Here is a 17,362-nt window from a genome sequence, read left to right on the forward strand (position 1 = left end):
AGTCTCAGATATTTATCGAATAAGGACGTCTCCATGTCGCTCAGACAACTTTCCATTCAATGGAAAATCACCCTGCTGGCCGGGCTGTGCCTGGCGGGCATCGTGACCCTGCTGGTGGGTCTTTCCCTGTACCGCATGGAACACAGCTCCGGGATGGTGAAAGCCTCGAGCATGGAGATGCTGACCGAAGCGGCCCAGGCCCGGATCGAGTCCCAGGGCGAAAACCAGGCGCTGGGGATTCGCCAGCAGTTCATGGACGCCTACCAGTACGGCCACGGCTTCTCCCGGCAGGTGCTGTTCCTGCGTGAGCAGGCCGAGAAGCGCTTTCTCGATGCCTTCGACCTGCGCGAAGACCTGACGCGCCAGGTCAAATCGGCCCTGCAGGCCAACCCGGACCTGCTCGGCCTGTCCCTGGTGTTCGAACCCAACGGGCTGGATGGCAAGGACGACCTGTTCACCGGCCAAGCAGAACTGGGTAGCAACGACAAGGGCCGTTTCGCCCTCTACTGGTCGCAGCCGACGCCGGGCAAAGTGACGTCCATGGCCTTGCCGGAAAAGGACATGGCCGACACCAGCACCGGCCCCAGCGGCGAAGCGGCCAACGCCTGGTTCACCTGCCCGCGTACCACGCTCAAGCCGTGCGTGATCGAACCCTACTTCTATGAAATCGACGGCCAGAACGTGCTGATGACCAGCATCGTTTTCCCGCTGATGGTCAACGGCAAGGTCATCGCCTCGCTGTCGGTGGACATCAACCTCAACAGCCTGCAAGCGGTCAGCCTGGGTGCCAGCAAGAAACTCTACGACGGCCAGACCAGTGTCAGCATCATCAGCCCGGCCGGCCTGCTCGCCGGCTACAGCCCGGACGCCAGCAAACTCAGCCAGCGCCTGGAGGCCGTGGACAAGGCCAGTGGCGCCGAACTGCTGCGCATGCTTGCCGCCAGCAGCAAAACCGGCAGCCTGCACAACAATCAGCAACTGAAAGTGCTGGCACCCTTCCAGCCGATTCCCGACGGTAAATCCTGGGGCGTGCTGCTCGACGTGCCGGAGAAAGTCCTGGTCGGTCCCGCCGAAGCCCTGAAAAAGCAACTGGACGACAGCAACACCGCCGGTACGCTGGTCGAGCTCGGCCTGGGGGTACTCGCCGCGCTGCTGGGCCTGGTGCTGGTGTGGCTGATGGCCCGCAGCGTCACCAAACCGATCCTCGGCGTGGCGCACATGCTCGAAGACATCGCCAGCGGCGAAGGTGACCTGACCCGTCGACTGGCTTACGACAAGCAGGATGAGCTGGGCCAACTGGCTGGCTGGTTCAACCGTTTCCTCGACAAGCTGCAACCGATCATCGCCGAAGTGAAACGCTCGGTGCAGGACGCCCGCAGCACCGCGGACCAATCGTCCGCCATCGCCACCCAGACCAGCGCCGGCATGGAACAGCAATACCGTCAGGTGGATCAGGTCGCGACGGCGTCCCATGAAATGAGCGCCACCGCCCAGGATGTCGCCCGCAGCGCCGCGCAAGCGGCACACGCCGCCCGCGATGCCGATCAAGCGACCCGTCAGGGCTTGACCGTGATCGACCGCACCACCGCCAGCATTGATAACCTCGCCGCCGACATGAGCGCGGCGATGGTTCAGGTCGAAGGCCTGGCAGCCAACAGCGAGAAGATCGGTACGGTACTGGAAGTGATCCGTGCGATCGCCGAGCAGACCAACCTGCTGGCCCTCAACGCCGCGATCGAAGCGGCCCGTGCCGGTGAGGCCGGACGCGGCTTTGCCGTGGTCGCCGACGAGGTGCGCAACCTGGCGCGGCGCACCCAGGAGTCTGTGGAAGAAACCCGCCTGGTGATCGAACAACTGCAAAGCGGCACCCAGGATGTGGTGGGTTCGATGAACAACAGCCATCGTCAGGCCCAGGGTAGCGTCGAGCAGGTTGGCCAGGCCGTGACGGCGCTGCGCCAGATCGGCGATGCGGTGACCGTGATCAACGACATGAACATGCAGATCGCCAGCGCCGCCGAAGAGCAAAGCGTGGTGGCCGAGGAGATCAACAACAACGTGGCGACCATTCGCGACGTGACCGAATCGCTGTCGGGCCAGGCCAATGAATCGGCACGGGTCAGCCAGTCGCTCAACAGCCTGGCGAACCAGCAGCAGAGCCTGATGGATCAGTTCCGCGTTTAAACCCGGCAACATCCCCCTGTAGGAGCGAGCCTGCTCGCTCCTACATGTTTTCCCCTCTTTCCGACTTCAGCCGTGATGGCGAGTGGATATCTGCCACAAGGTGATTATGCTTCTAGGAACCTTGCAGCGTTTCAAGGCGTCAACCTGTATGCAAGACCCGTAATTCGATGACATCAGCCCCAGGGCCTGGGTAGGGTAAGTGTTAGTGGGAACTCCGGCCTACGACAAGAGCAAGACGGAGAATACTCATGGCAGCAATCGACAATGCAACCACAGGCAGCACGCCCAACCGCGGAATCACCCGGGAGGAGCGCAAGGTCATTTTCGCGTCGTCCCTGGGCACCGTATTCGAATGGTATGACTTCTACCTGTACGGCTCCCTCGCGGCGATCATCGCCAAGCACTTCTTTGCCGGTGTCAACGAAACGACTTCCTTCATCTTCGCCCTGCTCGCCTTCGCCGCAGGCTTCGCCGTTCGGCCTTTCGGCGCCATCGTGTTCGGCCGGCTGGGCGACATGATCGGACGCAAACACACATTTCTCATCACCATCGTGATCATGGGCGTCTCCACGGCCGTAGTGGGTCTACTGCCGGGCTACGCAACCATCGGCGTTGCCGCGCCGATCATTCTGATCAGCCTGCGCCTGCTGCAAGGCCTGGCGCTGGGTGGTGAGTACGGCGGCGCAGCCACCTATGTGGCCGAACATGCACCCAAGGGCAAACGCGGCTACTTCACCTCATGGATTCAGACGACCGCAACCCTCGGCCTGTTTCTTTCGCTGCTGGTGATCCTCGCCTGCCGCACCGTCCTGGGCACAGAAGCCTTCGAAGCCTGGGGCTGGCGGATTCCGTTCCTGCTGTCGATCCTGTTGCTGATTGTCTCGGTGTACATCCGCCTGCAGCTCAGCGAGTCGCCGGTGTTCCAGAAAATGAAAGCCGAAGGCAAGTCCTCCAAGGCACCATTGACCGAATCCTTTGCCCGTTGGGACAACCTCAAGATCGTGATCATGGCCCTGCTCGGCGGCACCGCCGGCCAGGCCGTGGTCTGGTACACCGGGCAGTTCTATGCGCTGTTCTTCCTGCTGCAGACGCTGAAGATCGAACCGCAGACCGCCAACCTGCTGATTGCCGGCTCGCTGCTGATCGGCACACCGTTCTTCGTCCTGTTCGGCAGCCTGTCCGACCGCATCGGTCGCAAGGGCATCATCATGGCTGGCTGCATTATCGCGGCACTGACTTACTTCCCGATCTTCCATGCGTTGACCCAATACGGTAACCCCGACGTGTTCGTTGCCCAGGAGAAGAATCCGGTCACCGTCATCGCCAATCCCGCCCAGTGTTCGTTCCAGTTCGACCCGGTGGGCAAGGCCAAATTCACCAGTTCCTGCGACCTGGCCAAGACCGTGTTGGCAAAACGGGCGATCCCCTATAAGAACGTGAACGCCGAGCCAGGCGCTGTTGCGCAGGTGCGCATTGGCGAGAAAATAATCGAGAGCTTCGAAGGCACCGGCATGCCGGGTGCCGACTTCAAGGCCAGAAACGACGCCTTTACCGCCACCCTGGCCACCGCCCTCAAGGACGCCGGCTACCCCGAGAAGGCCGACCCGGCCAAGACCAACTACCCGATGGTGCTGTTGCTCCTGACGATCCTGGTAATCTACGTGACCATGGTCTACGGGCCGATTGCCGCCTGGCTGGTGGAACTGTTCCCGGCGCGCATCCGCTACACCTCGATGTCGCTGCCCTATCACATCGGCAACGGCTGGTTCGGTGGCTTCCTGCCGACGGTGGCGTTCGCCATGGTGGCGGCCACCGGGGATATCTACTACGGACTGTGGTATCCGATCGTCATCGCGGTGATGACGGCTGTGCTGGGCATTTTCTTCATGCCGGAAACCAAGGATCGGGAGATTCGTCACACATAAACCTGACACCTCACCCTGTGGAACCCGGTGTGCTCATAATCGGCAGCCATGAAAAACCACTGTGGGAGCGAGCTTGCTCGCTCCCACAGGATTCCTGGTGTGACATCACGTGTGTTTGGGCAACTGGATGACGACCTTCAACCCGCCCCATTCGCTTTCCAGCAACGACAGCTCCCCTCCCCAGCTATCGACGATGTCGCGCACGATGCCCAGCCCCAGACCATGCCCATGGGTTTGTTCATCCAGCCGCGTACCTCGGCTGAACACCTGATCGCGACGCTCTTCGGGAATGCCCGGGCCGTCATCTTCGACACTCAGTTCAAACCCGTCGGCGGTCTCGATCACACTCACACGAACCTCGGCATCCGCCCATTTACAGGCGTTATCCAGCAGGTTGCCCAACAGTTCCAGCAGGTCCTCACGATCCCATGGCAATTGCAGGCCGGGCGGTGCGCGGTAGCTCAGCGCCAGGTGTTCGCCATGGATCATGTTCAGGGTTGCCAGTAATCCGGGGAGCTCGGCATCGCAATCGAACAGTGCGCCCGGCAACGCATCGCCGGACAACCGCGCACGATTGAGTTCCCGATTGAGCCGTTGTTCGACCTGCTGCAGTTGTTCCCTGAGGGTCTTGCGCAGTTGCGGCTGCGCCTCAAGCTGTTCGCTTGAGGCCAGGCTCAACAGCACCGCCAGCGGCGTTTTCAACGCGTGGCCGAGGTTGCCCAGGGCATTTCGTGAGCGCTTGAGGCTGTCCTCGGTGTGAGCCAGCAAGTGGTTGATCTGCGCCACCAGTGGCTCCAGCTCCACCGGCACCTGATCATCGAGTTGCGAGCGCTGGCCCCGCTGCAACTGCGCGATCTGCTCGCGCGCCTGTTCCAGCGGGCGCAAGGCCCGGCGCACGGTAATCCGTTGCAGCAGCAGAATCAGCAGCAGCCCTGTCAAACCGAGGCCCAACCCGAGCTGTTGCATCCGCCGGAAGCTTTCGCGTATTGGCGTGTAATCCTCGGCAACGCTGATGGAGATCGGCACCCCCGAACGTCGATAGTCCGTACGCAGCACCAGCAACTGCTGCCCTTCCGGCCCCAGTTGCAGGTTGTCGTGCAGGCCGGGCTGTTCGAGTGCCGGCAGCTCCTGATCCCATAAAGAACGGGAGCGCCAATGGCCGTCGGCAAAATCGATGCGAAAATAATGCCCGGAAAACGGCCGCTGATAGGCCGGCGACAGACGTCGTTCATCCAGTTGCAAGCCTTGCGGTCCGCGCACGAGGGCCGCCAGCAGGTTCTCGCTGTCATTGCGCAACCCGGCTTCGAGGTAGCGCTGCAGACCCATTTCGAACAGCCACAGACTGGTTTGCGCCAGCACCAGGCCAACGACCACCATCACGCCGATCAGGCCCAGGCTCAAGCGGCGCTGGATCGATCTCACCGGGCTTGCCCGCCGAGCAGATACCCTTGGCCGCGACGGGTTTCAATCACGCTTTTGCCGAGCTTGCGGCGCAAATGGTTGACGTGGACCTCCAGCACATTGGAGTCGCGCTCGGTTTCACCGTCGTAGAGGTGTTCGGCGAGGTGGCTTTTGGAGAGGATCTGCTCGGGGTGCAGCATGAAATAACGCAACAGGCGAAACTCCGCGGCAGTCAGTTGAATGTCCGCACCGTCGCGAACAACGCACTGGCGACTTTCGTCCAGATGCAGCCCGGCGGCCTTGAGCGTCGGCTGGTTGACCTGGCCATGGGAGCGGCGCAATAGCGCCTGGATGCGCAAGAACAGCTCTTCGGGATGAAAGGGTTTAGTCAGGTAATCGTCGGCGCCAGCCTTGAGGCCTTCGATACGCTCGGCCCAGGAATCACGGGCCGTCAGGATCAGCACCGGCGTGACCAACCCCGTCGTGCGCCATTGCGCCAGCACCTCAAGCCCCGGCAAGCCCGGCAAACCGAGGTCGAGGATGATCAGGTCGTAAGGTTCGGTACTGCCCTGATGCACCGCGTCGCGACCATCGGCCAGCCAGTCCACCGCATAACCCTGGCGGTTGAGACCAGCCAGCAGTTCGTCGGCCAGGGGTACATGGTCTTCCACCAGAAGCAAACGCATGGATCAGTCTTCCTTGTCTTTCAATAAGCGGCCGGTGGTGGCATCGATGCCCAGTTCGCGGACCACACCTTCAGGGGTCAGCAACTCGACTTCATAAATGTAGACATCGTGTTTTTCTTCGAGCTCGGCTTCCAGCAGTTTTGAGCCGGGGTAGCGATCCATTGCCTGCTGCAGCAGTTGCTCCAGCGGCAGGATCACGCCCTGTTGACGCAGGCGCAGGGCTTGATCCTGGTCCAGGTCGCGGGCCATCACCGCCGAGCAAAATGCCAGAAGCAACAGCGCCATCCGGCCGCCGGTGCATCGATTGAGTAGAAACACCTTCATTACCAATCCTGATGATCCTTGAGAACCTGCCCGCTGACAGCGTCTAATTCCAGATCCCGGTCGATATCCAGCTGCCGATCACCGGGATACCTGGCCGACGCGAGTGGTGTGAGCTTCTCGAAAGCCACAATGGTATCAGCGTCGCGCTATCTCAGCGCTTGATCCGGGCCAAGTTCCCGGGCGTGGGCGACACCTTAGCTGGATGAACTTAATTGAAGCTGAATGGCCACTATTGGATGCTGCAATTCAAATCCTGTGGGAGCGAGCCTGCTCGCGAATGCGGTATGTCAGTCGACATCGATGCTGACTGATCCACCGCCTTCGCGAGCAGGCTCGCTCCCACATTGTTCATGTTTATAATTTCTGCTGGCCCGACATCGAGACCTTAATGACCGCCATCCACATCAAGTTCCCTTCCCTGACCCTCAAGGCCGGTCCGCGCGCCTTTGCACGCATCCGCGCCAACGGCCTGAATGCGGCCGAGGTCGGCACCTTGCCCGGTGCGGCCGGCGGTCCGAAGGCGCTGGGGATTCAAGGGCTGGACCTGGCGCTGTTCGGCCAGTGGCTGCCGGCGGCACCGCGGGAACGCTCGCTGATCGGTGCATCGGTGGGTTCCTGGCGCTTCGCCAGCGCCTGTCTGCCGGACGCCGCCGAAGGCATCCGGCGTCTCGGGCAGCTGTACACCGAGCAGAATTTCGCCAAGGGTGTGACCATGGCCCAGATCAGTCAGAGCTCCAGGCGCATGCTCGATGACCTGCTCGACGGTCGCGATGCCGCGATCCTCGACAACAGCGATTACCGCCTGAACATCATGGTGGTCAAAAGCCACGGCCTGCTCGCCGACGATCATCGCGGCCGCCTCGGGCTGGGCCTGTCCTCGGTCATCGCCGACAACCTGCGCGGCCGGGCGCGGCTGGCCCGGCACTTCGAACGCCTGATCATCCACGACCCGCGCCTGGCGCCGCCGGTCGATGCCTTGAACGACTTCCCGTCGCGCTTCGTCGCCCTCAACGCCGGCAATCTGCGTCAGGCCCTGCTGGCTTCGGGCTCGATCCCGATGGTGATGGAGGGTGTGCGCGACCTGCCGGGCGCTGGCGCCGGCACCTTCCGCGACGGCGGCTTGCTGGACTACCACCTGGACCTGCCTTACAGCGGCAACGACATCGTGCTCTACCCGCATTTCACCGACCGGGTGATTCCCGGCTGGTTCGACAAGACCCTGCCGTGGCGCCGCGCCTGCCCGGCGCGCTTGCAGAACGTGTTGCTGCTGGCGCCGTCGAAAGAGTATCTGGCGCGCCTGCCCTACGGCAAACTGCCAGACCGTAACGACTTCAAGCGCTTCATGGGCGACGCCCCGAGCCGGCAGAAATACTGGCGCACGACCATGGACGAAAGCCGCCGCATGGGCGACGAATTCCTCGAACTGGCCGCCAACGGTCGCCTGGGCGAGCGCTTGCTGACCCTTTAGTCAGGACAAACTGGTAAACTCGCCACCTGCCCGAATCGCTGCGGCGAACGCCACCTGAACAGAGCTGAAGATACCGTGGAAATTTTCAAAGAGTTTACCTTCGAATCCGCCCACCGCCTGCCCCACGTACCGGACGGCCACAAGTGCGGGCGCCTGCACGGTCACTCGTTCAAAGTGGCAATCCACCTGAGCGGCGACCTCGATCCGCACACTGGCTGGATTCGCGATTTCTCGGAGATCAAGGAGATCTTCAAGCCGCTGTACGAGCGTCTGGACCACAACTACCTGAACGACATTCCTGGCCTGGAAAACCCGACCAGCGAAGTGTTGGCCAAGTTTATCTGGCAGGAATTGAAGCCTCTGCTGCCGGAACTCAGTGCGATCCGCATCCACGAGACCTGCACCAGCGGTTGCATCTATCGCGGTGAATAAAAACACAGCCCCCCTGTAGGAGCGAGCCAGCTCGCTCCTACAGTTTGTCAGTGAAATAAAGAACAGCCTTCATCGGCTGTTTTTTTATGCCTATGCTCTTTGCCTCTCCCCCTGCCAAGAGGACAAGCCCATGACTGACTGGCCGCTGGATCAGGTCTTCGACTTCGAAGGACATCAGGTGCGCTACGCCATACACGGCGAAGGCCCGCCGCTGGTGTTCGTGCATGGCACGCCATTTTCTTCCTGGGTGTGGCACCGGATAGCGCCGCACTTCATCACCACACACCGCGTGTACTACTTCGATTTGCTGGGTTACGGGCAATCCGCACAGCCGGATGGCGATGTGTCCTTGGGCGTGCAAAACCAGTTGTTGGCGCAACTGCTGGAGCATTGGGGCGTGGATTGCCCCGACGTGGTGGCCCACGACTTCGGCGGCGCCACCGCCCTGCGCACGCATCTGCTCAACAGCAAGGACTACCGCAGTTTGACGCTGATCGACCCGGTGGCGCTGACGCCCTGGGGCTCGCCGTTCGTGCAGCATGTACGCCAGCACGAGGCCGCGTTCAGCGGGCTGCCCGACTACATCCAGCGGGCAATCGTGCCCACCTATATTCGCGGAGCAATCAAGCGGGACATCCCGGACAACGAACTCGCCCCCTACGTGCAACCCTGGCTGGGTGATCCGGGGCAAGCGGCGCTCTACCGGCAGATCGCACAGATGGACGAGCGTTACACCCTTGAGGCACAGGGGTTGTACCCGACGATTCGCTGCCCGGTGCAGATTCTCTGGGGTGAAGACGATCAGTGGATTCCCGTCGAGCGTGGGCGGGCCTTACACAAGATGATTCCCGGCGCGCAGTTCCATCCGATACCCAACGCCGGGCATCTGGTCCAGGAAGACGCGCCTGAAGCCATTGTCGCGGCGCTGCTGCGGTTTTTGCCCCTGCAGCACTCTTTCTGAACAAACCCGCTCCCACATCTATTTGGATGATGCTGGCCAATGTCACTGGCATGAGTTGCCACCAGCGAGCTAACGTAGAAGTATTGCCTATACGATTCGTTAAAAGGATCCGCCCGATGCACATCATCAACGCCCGTCTGCGCAACCAGGAAGGCCTGCATGAGTTGTACCTGGAGAACGGCCGGATCAGCAGCATCTCCCGCCAGATCGAAGCCCCGACCCTGGGCCCTGACGACCTGGATGCTGGCGGTAATCTGGTGGTACCGCCCTTTGTCGAGCCGCACATCCACCTCGACGCGACCCTGACCGCCGGCGAACCGCGCTGGAACATGAGCGGCACGCTGTTCGAAGGCATCGAGTGCTGGGGCGAGCGCAAGGCGACCATCACCCTGGAAGACACCAAGGCCCGTGCCCGGAAAACCATCCAGGCCCTCGCCGCCCACGGCATCCAGCATGTGCGTACCCACGTCGACGTCACCGACCCGCAACTGACTGCGCTCAAGGCGATGCTCGAAGTGCGTGAGGAAAGCCGGCACCTGGTCGACCTGCAAATCGTCGCGTTCCCCCAGGAAGGCATCGAGTCCTACCGCAATGGTCGCGAGTTGATGGAAGAAGCCATCCGCATGGGCGCGGATGTGGTGGGTGGCATTCCACATTTCGAATACACCCGCGATCAGGGCGTCAGTTCGGTGAAGTTCCTCATGGACCTGGCCGAACGCACGGGTTGCCTGGTGGACGTGCATTGCGACGAAACCGACGACCCGCATTCACGCTTTCTCGAAGTGCTCGCCGAAGAGGCCCGCAGCCGTGACATGGGTTCACGGGTGACGGCCAGCCACACCACGGCCATGGGCTCCTACGACAACGCCTACTGCGCCAAGCTTTTTCGCTTGCTTGGGCATTCGGGGATCAGCTTTGTCTCCTGCCCCACTGAAAGCATCCACCTGCAAGGGCGCTTCGATAATTTCCCGAAACGCCGGGGCGTGACCCGGGTCAACGAGTTGCTGGAAGCGGGCATGAACGTGTGTTTCGGCCAGGACTCCATCGTCGATCCGTGGTATCCGCTGGGCAATGGCAACATTTTGCGGGTGCTCGAAGCCGGTCTGCACATCTGTCACATGCTCGGATATCGCAACCTGCAAAGTGCGCTGGACCTGGTGACGGACAATAGCGCCAGAGCCATGAACCTCGGCGAACGCTATGGCCTGGAGCGCGGGCGACCGGCGAACCTGCTGATCCTGTCGGCGGAGAGTGACTACGAGGTAATCCGCAGCCAGGGCTTGCCGCTGTACTCGGTGCGCAATGGCAAGGTGTTGATGAAGCGGACGATGCCGGTGGTGGAGTTCAGTGGGCTGAGCTGAGTTTGGTGTTGTCTGGTCTGGCCCCATCGTCGGATCGCCGCCCGGACCAAGCTCGCTCCCACAGTGGCTTTATGTCGTTCACAAAACCTGTGAGAGCGAGCCTGCTCGCGAAGGCTGTTTCGAAATCAATCGATCATTCGAGCCGTACCAAACAGGCTGACCCGACTCAACTCCCCCTGCTCTTCCTCCAGCAAGATCGGCGCCGTGCCACCCGGCATCGTCACCTTGACCTCCCCGGCGCTGACCCAACCTACCCGCCACGCCGCACAGGCCACTGCACTGGCGCTGGTCCCCGACGACGCCGTCGGCCCCTCGCCCCGCTCGAACACCCGTGCAGCGATGTGCCCTTCGGACAAGCGCATCGCCCATTGCAGATTGATCCCCGCCGGGCAGGGCTTGCCTGCGCCGCTCGGCATGGCATAGGCGATTCGCGTCAGCCCTTCGCCCAACGCCGGTTCGCACATCTGCTCGTTGCTCGGCAAGGCATCGGCGCCGTCGACCAACGTCACGCAATGGGGATTGCCGAGCCGCACGAACTGGCTGCGCGACCATGCGCCATTGAGCGCTGACAGCTGTTTGACGTGACTGAGTTCGCGGCCATTCAACAGCGCCCTTTCAACACCCACGGCACTGACTGCCGACGGCCCGAATCCAGGCTGGCCAAGGTCAAGCCAGAAACCCTTCACGCCCTCGACTTGAGCGGTTTGCACCGAAGTCTGCCCCGGTGAAGGCGTGTCGGTTTTATCGTGATGCACCCTGAGTTCACAGGTTCCGCCCTGCGCGAAAAGCCCCTGGTCGCTCAGCGCCTGAGAAAAGATCGTCAGCCCGTTACCGCTGCGCTCGGCCAGCGTGCCATCGGTGTTGACGATCAGCAGATCGAAGGGGGACGACGACTGAAACGGTCCGACCAGCAATCCGTCGCTGCGATGATCCTTGCTGCCGGCCGGCTGCGTGCCGGGTGCCCAGCTACAGCAAGCCTCGATGGCCGCCACGGCCCATGCCTGACGGGTTTGTGCGGCGTGGTCGGCCTGATGGGGCAAGTCGATACCCTGGCGGCGCAGTTCTTCGGGCGCTACCACGATGTAAATATTGCCCCGTGCATCGTACCTCTGCGCCATGGCGCCCTCCGTGTGTCATTGGAATGGCTCAACATATCGCGAAACACACCGGCGCTGTGCAACGATGTCGCCCTGTTTGACCGCAAAACTTTCCGGGCACTGATCGAACCCACGCCGGCCGATCACTGTCCGTTGAGGACGTGACGTTTTTTGCCAGGGATAGATATGACCAGCCTCAACAGCCAAACCACCTTCGTTCCCGGCCGCCTGGAACAGATGTCCACACGCATCGCCTTTTTCATCGCCGGGTTCGGCATCGCCGCGTGGGCGCCGCTGGTGCCCTATGCCAAGGCCCGGGCCGGGCTGGATGAAGGCACCCTGGGCCTGTTGCTGCTGAGCCTGGGTGTGGGTTCGATTCTGGCGATGCCGTTGGCCGGGATCCTGGCCACCCGTTTCGGCTGCCGGCGCGTGGCGACCGGCGGGACCCTGCTGATCTGCGCTGCCCTGCCGCTGCTGGCGACGGTATCGTCGATTCCTGCCCTGATCGCAGCCTTGTTCATGTTTGGCGCGGGTCTCGGCACGGTGGATTCGACGGTCAACCTGCAAGCGGTGATCGTCGAGCGCGCCAGCGGCAAGCACATGATGTCGGGGTTCCATGGTCTGTTCAGCCTCGGTGGCATTGTCGGCGCGGCAGGTGTCAGTGCCTTGCTCGGGCTCGGCATTTCACCACTGGGCGCGACGCTGGTGGTGATCGTGCTGCTGTTGATCGCGCTGGCGAAGGCGGTGCCACACCTGTTGCCCTATGGCAGCGAGAGTTCGGGCCCGGCGTTTGCCGTTCCCCATGGCATCGTCCTGTTCATCGGCGGCATGTGCTTCATCGTGTTCCTGGCCGAAGGTGCGGCGCTGGACTGGAGTGCGGTGTTCCTGGCGCAGGAGCGCGGTATCGACACGGCGTATGCAGGCCTCGGGTATGCGGCGTTTGCCTTGACCATGACCGTGGGACGCCTGACCGGTGACAAAATCGTACGGCGATTGGGGGCGACCCGGGTGATTGTGTTCGGCGGGCTGACAGCCGCCGCAGGCTTGTTGCTGGCGACATTCGCGCCGGGTTGGGAGGCGGCGCTGGTGGGTTACGCGCTATTGGGCGCCGGTTGCTCGAACATCGTGCCGGTGTTGTACACCGCCGTGGGCAAGCAGACGGTCATGCCCGAGAGCATCGCCGTGCCGGCCATTACTACCCTGGGTTACGCGGGCATCCTGGCGGGACCGGCCGTGATCGGTTTCATCGCCCATGGCAGCAGCCTGAGCTTTGCCTTTGCCTTGATGGCAGTGCTGCTGATGGCAGTGGCGATTGGCGGGAAGGTGTTGAGGGTCTGAAAAGCTTCGCGAGCAGGGCTCGCTCCCACAGGTATAGGTGAACCTGTGAGAGCGAGCCTGCTCGCGAACGGGTCCACTCGGTCTATCAGAACCCGACACTGGCCTGCACAAAGAACGTGCGCGGCGCGCCGACGTACATGCCCGAGTTGTTGTCGCTGGAGCGGGTGAAGTACTGCTTGTCGAAGATGTTTTTCACCCCCGCCCCCAGTTTCAGGTTCGATACCTGCGGCCCGAAGTCATAGCCGCCACGCACGTTCCAGGTCACGTAACCCGGAATGTCACCGAACTGGCCGTCGGCGGTGCCTTCGGTGATGTAGTTACCGTTGAAGCTGCCGTCGGCGTTCACGCCGGTGCCCGGCGAGCGCTGCTTGGACTGGGCGAACGCGTCGAGATTCCAGGTCCAGCGGTTGATGTCGTAACGCAGGCCGGCAGTGGCCACCTGACGGGAGTAGAACGGCAGGTCACGGCCCTTGAAGCCCGGGATGTCACCTTCGCTGGTGGCGCGGGTGTAGGTGAAACCGGCGTTGGCGGTCAGGCCGTCAAGACGTGGGTCCAGCGCGGCCAGATCGTAGTGCACCGACGTTTCGATGCCCTGGTGCCTGGTTGCGCCGAGGTTGGTCCAGCCCACATCGTTGCTGATGTATTGCAGTTCGTCGTCGAAGTCGATGTAGAACAGCGTCACCTCACCGCCCCACACGTCATCGTTGTAGCGCGTACCGATTTCGTAGGTCTTGGCTTTTTCCGGCTCCAGACCGTTGGCGGTGTTGTCGCCGATACCGCCCTGCCCCAGCTGGAAGTACTGCAGCGCGCCAAACGAGGTTTCGTAGTTGGCGAACAGTTTCCAGGCATCGGACACGTGATACATCACGCTCAGGGCCGGCAGCGGCTCGTTGCTTTCGATGCTGCGGTTTTTCTCCGGCACCCGTTTACCGGCGTTATCGAGCACCGGGCGGTCGTGCCAGTCGGTGCTGATGTGCTCGAAGCGAATACCCGGGGTGACGGTCCAGTTGCCAACGTCAATCTTGTTGTCGACGTAGACCGAATTGGCCTCGGTTCCACCGGTGCGGTCCTGATAGACATGGCCGTCCGCCCCGGGACGTACGACTGGCTCGTTGTTGACCAGCGCCACGCGGCTGGCCTCTTCGTGCATGGCTTCCTTGAGGTAGCGATAACCGACGCTGACTTCCTGGGTGGTCGGGCCCACATCGAAAACGTGAGACACCCGTGGCTCGATGCCAAAGGTGTAGTAGCTGCGCGGATACGAGCTGAGGGTCTTCAAGTCACGGGAGGCGATGGTGCTGCCACGAAAACTGTCGGTGTAGTAGGTCAGCACTTCGGCCTGTGTGCGATCGTCGATCTGCCGCACCCACTTGAACGACACATCCTTGCGGCGGCCGCTGAAGTTGTCGTGGTCGCGCACGGACTGGAACGGGTCGGCGTCGTACTGCGCCTGGGTCAGGCCGCCGGGCATGTCGGCCTTGGCGTCGTAGTAGTGAAAGTTGAGGCTGAAATCGTCGACATCGGTCGGCGCCCAATGGGTCTTGAGGATCACGTCGTCGATGTCGTTGCCGTTGTTGCTTTCACGGTAACCGTTGCCGTTCACCCCGGAGTACAACAGCGCCACGCCCATGCCGTTGTCGGCGGTGCCGCCCATGAATGCCGTGTCGATGTGCTTCCAGCCACCGTGCTGCGACGTTTCCAGGGTCGTGCCGATTTCTGCGGAGGCCTGTTCCGGGATCGCGCGGGTCACGAAGTTGATCACACCACCGACGTTTTGTGGTCCGTAGCGTACGGAACCGGCACCGCGCACCACGTCGATGCTGTCGAGGTTGCCGGAGGAAATCGGCGCCATGGACAGTTGCGGCTGGCCGTAAGGCGCGAACGCCGCCGGGATGCCGTCGATCAGCACGGTGGAGCGAGGCGACAGGCGCGAAGTCAGGCCGCGCACGCCGACGTTAAGGGAAATATCGCTGCCACCGGTGCCGTTGGCGTCCTGCACTTGCACCCCAGGAACGCGCTTCAACACGTCGCCGACGTTCATCGCGCCCTGCTCGACCATGGCTTCGCGGCGGATCACGGTTCGTGCGCCAGGGTGGTTCTGCACCACAGCGGCATCGGCATCGCCGAGCCAGTCACCAACGACCTTGATGTCAGTCACGCCCAGTTCCAGTGGACCGCTGGCCGCCGACGCTGGCGCCGGCATCAGCGTCACCGAACCTTCATCGATCTGGTATTGCAGGCCGCTGCCTTGCAGCAACTGGCGCAGAGCGTCTTCCGGGGAAAGGTTGCCATCCACCGCCGGAGCCTGCTTGCCGGCGACCAGTTCAGGGCTGAAGAACACCTGAAGCGAGGTTTGCTGGCCCAACTGGCTCAGGGCTTGTCCCAAAGGTTGCGCCGGGATGTGGATGCCGTCGGCCGCAAAGGCCTGGGGCAGCGCAACGTTGACCGCCAGCGCGAGGGCCAGCGGCAACCAGGGGAGTTTGTTGTTTTTAGCGGTGGAGATTTTCACGTCGAACGTAATCCTGTGGATCGCAAGAGTGTGCGCTTGTTAATGCAAACCAGTTGCAGTTGAACAGGAAGACGATGAACTCGAAAAAAACCTGAATTTTATTTTGAAATTATTTCCTGGCTGCCGTCGCCAAGGGTGCGCACGGCCACCGGCAGGATGCTCGGCAAGGCCTTGAGCAGCGCGTCGGTGTTGTCGGATTTGAACACGCTGGTCAGGCGTAGATTGCCCACCGCTGCATTGCCGACCTTCAGCGGTTTCTCCCGATAACGCGAGGCCTGCTCGGCGACTTCGGCCAGGCTGGCGTTGTTGAACACCAGCTTGCCGCTGCGCCAGGCGGTCATTTCCGCCGAGTTGACCGCATAGGCGGCGGCAACGTTGCCCCGGGCATCGACGTGGGTGCCAAGGCCTGCTGTCAGATTGATGAACTCGCTGTCGACGGCGTCGCGCCCTTGAACCTTGACAGTGCCCTGCTCCACGACCACCCGGGTTTCGCTGGCGCCGCGACGCACATCGAAGCGGGTGCCGGTGACCGTGACCTTGCCGCTGCCTGCCGCGACCACAAAAGGCCGGCTGGTGTCATGCTCGACGCTGAACATCGCTTCGCCTTCGCTCAGCTCAACGTTGCGTTGCCCTTTTTCAAAGCGCACTTGAATCCGGCTGCGGCTGTCCAGATCGACCACCGAGCCATCCGGCAGCGCCACATGGCGTCGCTCATTCAGGGCCGTTGAAAACTCCGCGGTGTAAGGCACAGGTTGATTCAGGCCGCTGAACAGGCCCAGGCCGAGCGCTACCGCCAGCACGCTGGCGGCCACCGCATAACGCAGCACGGGACGACGTTTTTTCAGGGCTGGCGGGGTTTCACACAAGGCGCGCAAACGCGCCGTCGGCACCAGGTCGGCGGCGCTCCACAACCCCTGGAGCACTTCGAATTCGTGTCGGTGTTGGGAGTGTTCGTCCAGCCAGGCCTGAAACCGGCGACGCACTTCAACATCGACGACAGGCTCCTGCAAACGCACGAACCACTGCGCCGCCTCATCGCGAACCGTTGTTTGCCCGCACGCACAATCACGAGTATCCATCATGGAAGTTCCTGTTTGGCTGGGGAGGAGAAGGCGCGGTCGGTCATGACTGCAACCCGTCCAGGCGATCACGCAGGTGCCGAAGCGTGCGGATCATATACTTTTCCACCATGTTCCTGGACAGCCCCAGGCGCTCGGCGATTTCGGCCTGGGTCAGGCCCTCGATTTTCTGCCAGACAAACACCTTGCGGCAGTTGACCGGCAGCTCGGTGAGCGCCCGTTCGATGGAATCCGCCAACTGGATCGCGTGCATGAAATGCTCCGGGTCACCGGTCGGCGACTCACTGAGATCAATCGCCTCTGACTCCATGGCGCCCCGCCGGTCCTCACGCCGATAACCATCCACGGCGATGTTGCGCGCGGTCTGGTGCAAATACGCCCGAGGCTGTTCCACCCGCGCCGAATCGGACTCAAGCACCCGCACGAAAGTATCGTGGGCCAGGTCCTCGGCCTGCTGACGGTTTCTCAGGCGACGGGTCCAGGTGCCAACCAACTCTTCGTAATGCTCGAAAAAGCCGTGTCTGCGGGGCAGCTTGAGGGTCATTGCGGTGTGCTGTGGAGACGGGGGTGTGAATAGTAATGCTTCCTATTAACTTGAAG

General features: G+C 62.1%; 13 protein-coding genes and 3 pseudogenes. 8 read left to right on the plus strand and 8 right to left on the minus strand.

Annotation, left to right across the window (positions count from 1 at the left end; translation table 11 throughout):
- Window positions 1-252: 252 nt before the first annotated feature.
- The 3 genes and pseudogenes from CAF65_RS29170 to CAF65_RS26505 all read left to right on the plus strand — a co-directional run.
- A pseudogene (locus CAF65_RS29170) lies at window positions 253-1,323 on the plus strand (HAMP domain-containing protein); the annotation flags it as partial.
- A 264-nt stretch (window positions 1,324-1,587) separates the two neighbouring features.
- A pseudogene (locus CAF65_RS29175) lies at window positions 1,588-2,181 on the plus strand (methyl-accepting chemotaxis protein); the annotation flags it as partial.
- A gap of 248 nt (window positions 2,182-2,429) precedes the next feature.
- Window positions 2,430-4,106, plus strand: coding sequence for an MFS transporter (locus tag CAF65_RS26505; RefSeq protein ID WP_085718945.1), 1,677 nt, complete (start codon window positions 2,430-2,432; stop codon window positions 4,104-4,106).
- Window positions 4,107-4,211: 105 nt separating this feature from the next.
- Here the strand turns inward: CAF65_RS26505 and CAF65_RS26510 are convergent, their stop codons facing one another.
- The 4 genes and pseudogenes from CAF65_RS26510 to CAF65_RS28925 all read right to left on the minus strand — a co-directional run.
- Complete coding sequence (locus tag CAF65_RS26510) at window positions 4,212-5,528, minus strand: sensor histidine kinase (protein WP_085718946.1); 1,317 nt, start codon at window positions 5,526-5,528, stop codon at window positions 4,212-4,214.
- Window positions 5,525-6,193, minus strand: a complete 669-nt coding sequence (locus CAF65_RS26515; protein ID WP_085718947.1) for a response regulator transcription factor — start codon at window positions 6,191-6,193, stop codon at window positions 5,525-5,527. Before CAF65_RS26515 ends, CAF65_RS26510 begins: the two co-directional genes overlap by 4 nt.
- Window positions 6,194-6,196: 3 nt before the next feature.
- Window positions 6,197-6,517 carry a PepSY domain-containing protein gene (locus CAF65_RS26520; protein ID WP_085718948.1) on the minus strand — a complete coding sequence of 107 codons (321 nt, stop codon included), beginning with the start codon at window positions 6,515-6,517 and terminating at the stop codon, window positions 6,197-6,199.
- A pseudogene (locus tag CAF65_RS28925) lies at window positions 6,517-6,708 on the minus strand (peptidase); the annotation flags it as partial. The pseudogene CAF65_RS28925 and the gene CAF65_RS26520, both read right to left, overlap by 1 nt.
- A 197-nt stretch (window positions 6,709-6,905) precedes the next feature.
- On the opposite strand from CAF65_RS28925, the gene CAF65_RS26530 reads away from it, so the two are divergent.
- The 4 genes from CAF65_RS26530 (at window position 6,906) to codA (ending at window position 10,739) form a co-directional block, all read left to right on the plus strand.
- Window positions 6,906-7,985, plus strand: coding sequence for a hypothetical protein (locus CAF65_RS26530; RefSeq protein ID WP_085718949.1), 1,080 nt, complete (start codon window positions 6,906-6,908; stop codon window positions 7,983-7,985).
- A gap of 75 nt (window positions 7,986-8,060) precedes the next feature.
- The gene (queD, locus tag CAF65_RS26535; RefSeq protein WP_008021670.1) at window positions 8,061-8,417 is read left to right on the plus strand and encodes a 6-carboxytetrahydropterin synthase QueD; all 357 of its coding nucleotides are present in this window, start codon (window positions 8,061-8,063) and stop codon (window positions 8,415-8,417) included.
- A 130-nt stretch (window positions 8,418-8,547) separates the two neighbouring features.
- Window positions 8,548-9,378 (plus strand): alpha/beta fold hydrolase, encoded by an 831-nt coding sequence (locus CAF65_RS26540; protein ID WP_085718950.1) that lies wholly within the window; start codon window positions 8,548-8,550, stop codon window positions 9,376-9,378.
- Window positions 9,379-9,494: 116 nt separating this feature from the next.
- Window positions 9,495-10,739 (plus strand): cytosine deaminase, encoded by a 1,245-nt coding sequence (gene codA, locus CAF65_RS26545; protein ID WP_085718951.1) that lies wholly within the window; start codon window positions 9,495-9,497, stop codon window positions 10,737-10,739.
- Window positions 10,740-10,864: 125 nt separating this feature from the next.
- Here the strand turns inward: codA and CAF65_RS26550 are convergent, their stop codons facing one another.
- Window positions 10,865-11,857: a diaminopimelate epimerase gene (locus tag CAF65_RS26550; RefSeq protein WP_085718952.1), complete on the minus strand. Its 993-nt coding sequence runs from the start codon at window positions 11,855-11,857 to the stop codon at window positions 10,865-10,867.
- A gap of 165 nt (window positions 11,858-12,022) precedes the next feature.
- On the opposite strand from CAF65_RS26550, the gene CAF65_RS26555 reads away from it, so the two are divergent.
- The gene (locus CAF65_RS26555) at window positions 12,023-13,174 is read left to right on the plus strand and encodes an MFS transporter (protein WP_085718953.1); all 1,152 of its coding nucleotides are present in this window, start codon (window positions 12,023-12,025) and stop codon (window positions 13,172-13,174) included.
- Between the two features lie 85 nt (window positions 13,175-13,259).
- On the opposite strand, the gene CAF65_RS26560 is transcribed toward CAF65_RS26555, so the two are convergent.
- The 3 genes from CAF65_RS26560 to CAF65_RS26570 form a co-directional block, all read right to left on the minus strand.
- Window positions 13,260-15,683, minus strand: a complete 2,424-nt coding sequence (locus tag CAF65_RS26560) for a TonB-dependent receptor (protein ID WP_085718954.1) — start codon at window positions 15,681-15,683, stop codon at window positions 13,260-13,262.
- Between the two features lie 98 nt (window positions 15,684-15,781).
- On the minus strand, window positions 15,782-16,765 hold the full coding sequence (locus CAF65_RS26565; RefSeq protein ID WP_085718955.1) for a FecR family protein: 984 nt from the start codon (window positions 16,763-16,765) through the stop codon (window positions 15,782-15,784).
- 40 nt (window positions 16,766-16,805) lie between these two features.
- Window positions 16,806-17,306 carry a sigma-70 family RNA polymerase sigma factor gene (locus CAF65_RS26570; protein WP_057396075.1) on the minus strand — a complete coding sequence of 167 codons (501 nt, stop codon included), beginning with the start codon at window positions 17,304-17,306 and terminating at the stop codon, window positions 16,806-16,808.
- Window positions 17,307-17,362 lie beyond the last annotated feature (56 nt).

It is taken from the genome of Pseudomonas sp. B28(2017) (genome assembly GCF_002113025.1).
In the GTDB taxonomy this organism is placed as follows: Bacteria; Pseudomonadota; Gammaproteobacteria; order Pseudomonadales; family Pseudomonadaceae; genus Aquipseudomonas.

Bases quoted from the DNA above. Each gene is read 5' to 3' on its own strand.
- CAF65_RS26505 (WP_085718945.1), top strand. From the start codon at position 2,430: ATGGCAGCAATCGACAATGCAACCACAGGCAGCACGCCCAACCGCGGA.
- CAF65_RS26515 (WP_085718947.1), bottom strand. From the start codon at position 6,193: ATGCGTTTGCTTCTGGTGGAAGACCATGTACCCCTGGCCGACGAACTG.
- CAF65_RS26520 (WP_085718948.1), bottom strand. From the start codon at position 6,517: ATGAAGGTGTTTCTACTCAATCGATGCACCGGCGGCCGGATGGCGCTG.
- CAF65_RS26530 (WP_085718949.1), top strand. From the start codon at position 6,906: ATGACCGCCATCCACATCAAGTTCCCTTCCCTGACCCTCAAGGCCGGT.
- CAF65_RS26540 (WP_085718950.1), top strand. From the start codon at position 8,548: ATGACTGACTGGCCGCTGGATCAGGTCTTCGACTTCGAAGGACATCAG.
- codA (WP_085718951.1), top strand. From the start codon at position 9,495: ATGCACATCATCAACGCCCGTCTGCGCAACCAGGAAGGCCTGCATGAG.
- CAF65_RS26550 (WP_085718952.1), bottom strand. From the start codon at position 11,857: ATGGCGCAGAGGTACGATGCACGGGGCAATATTTACATCGTGGTAGCG.
- CAF65_RS26555 (WP_085718953.1), top strand. From the start codon at position 12,023: ATGACCAGCCTCAACAGCCAAACCACCTTCGTTCCCGGCCGCCTGGAA.
- CAF65_RS26565 (WP_085718955.1), bottom strand. From the start codon at position 16,765: ATGATGGATACTCGTGATTGTGCGTGCGGGCAAACAACGGTTCGCGAT.
- CAF65_RS26570 (WP_057396075.1), bottom strand. From the start codon at position 17,306: ATGACCCTCAAGCTGCCCCGCAGACACGGCTTTTTCGAGCATTACGAA.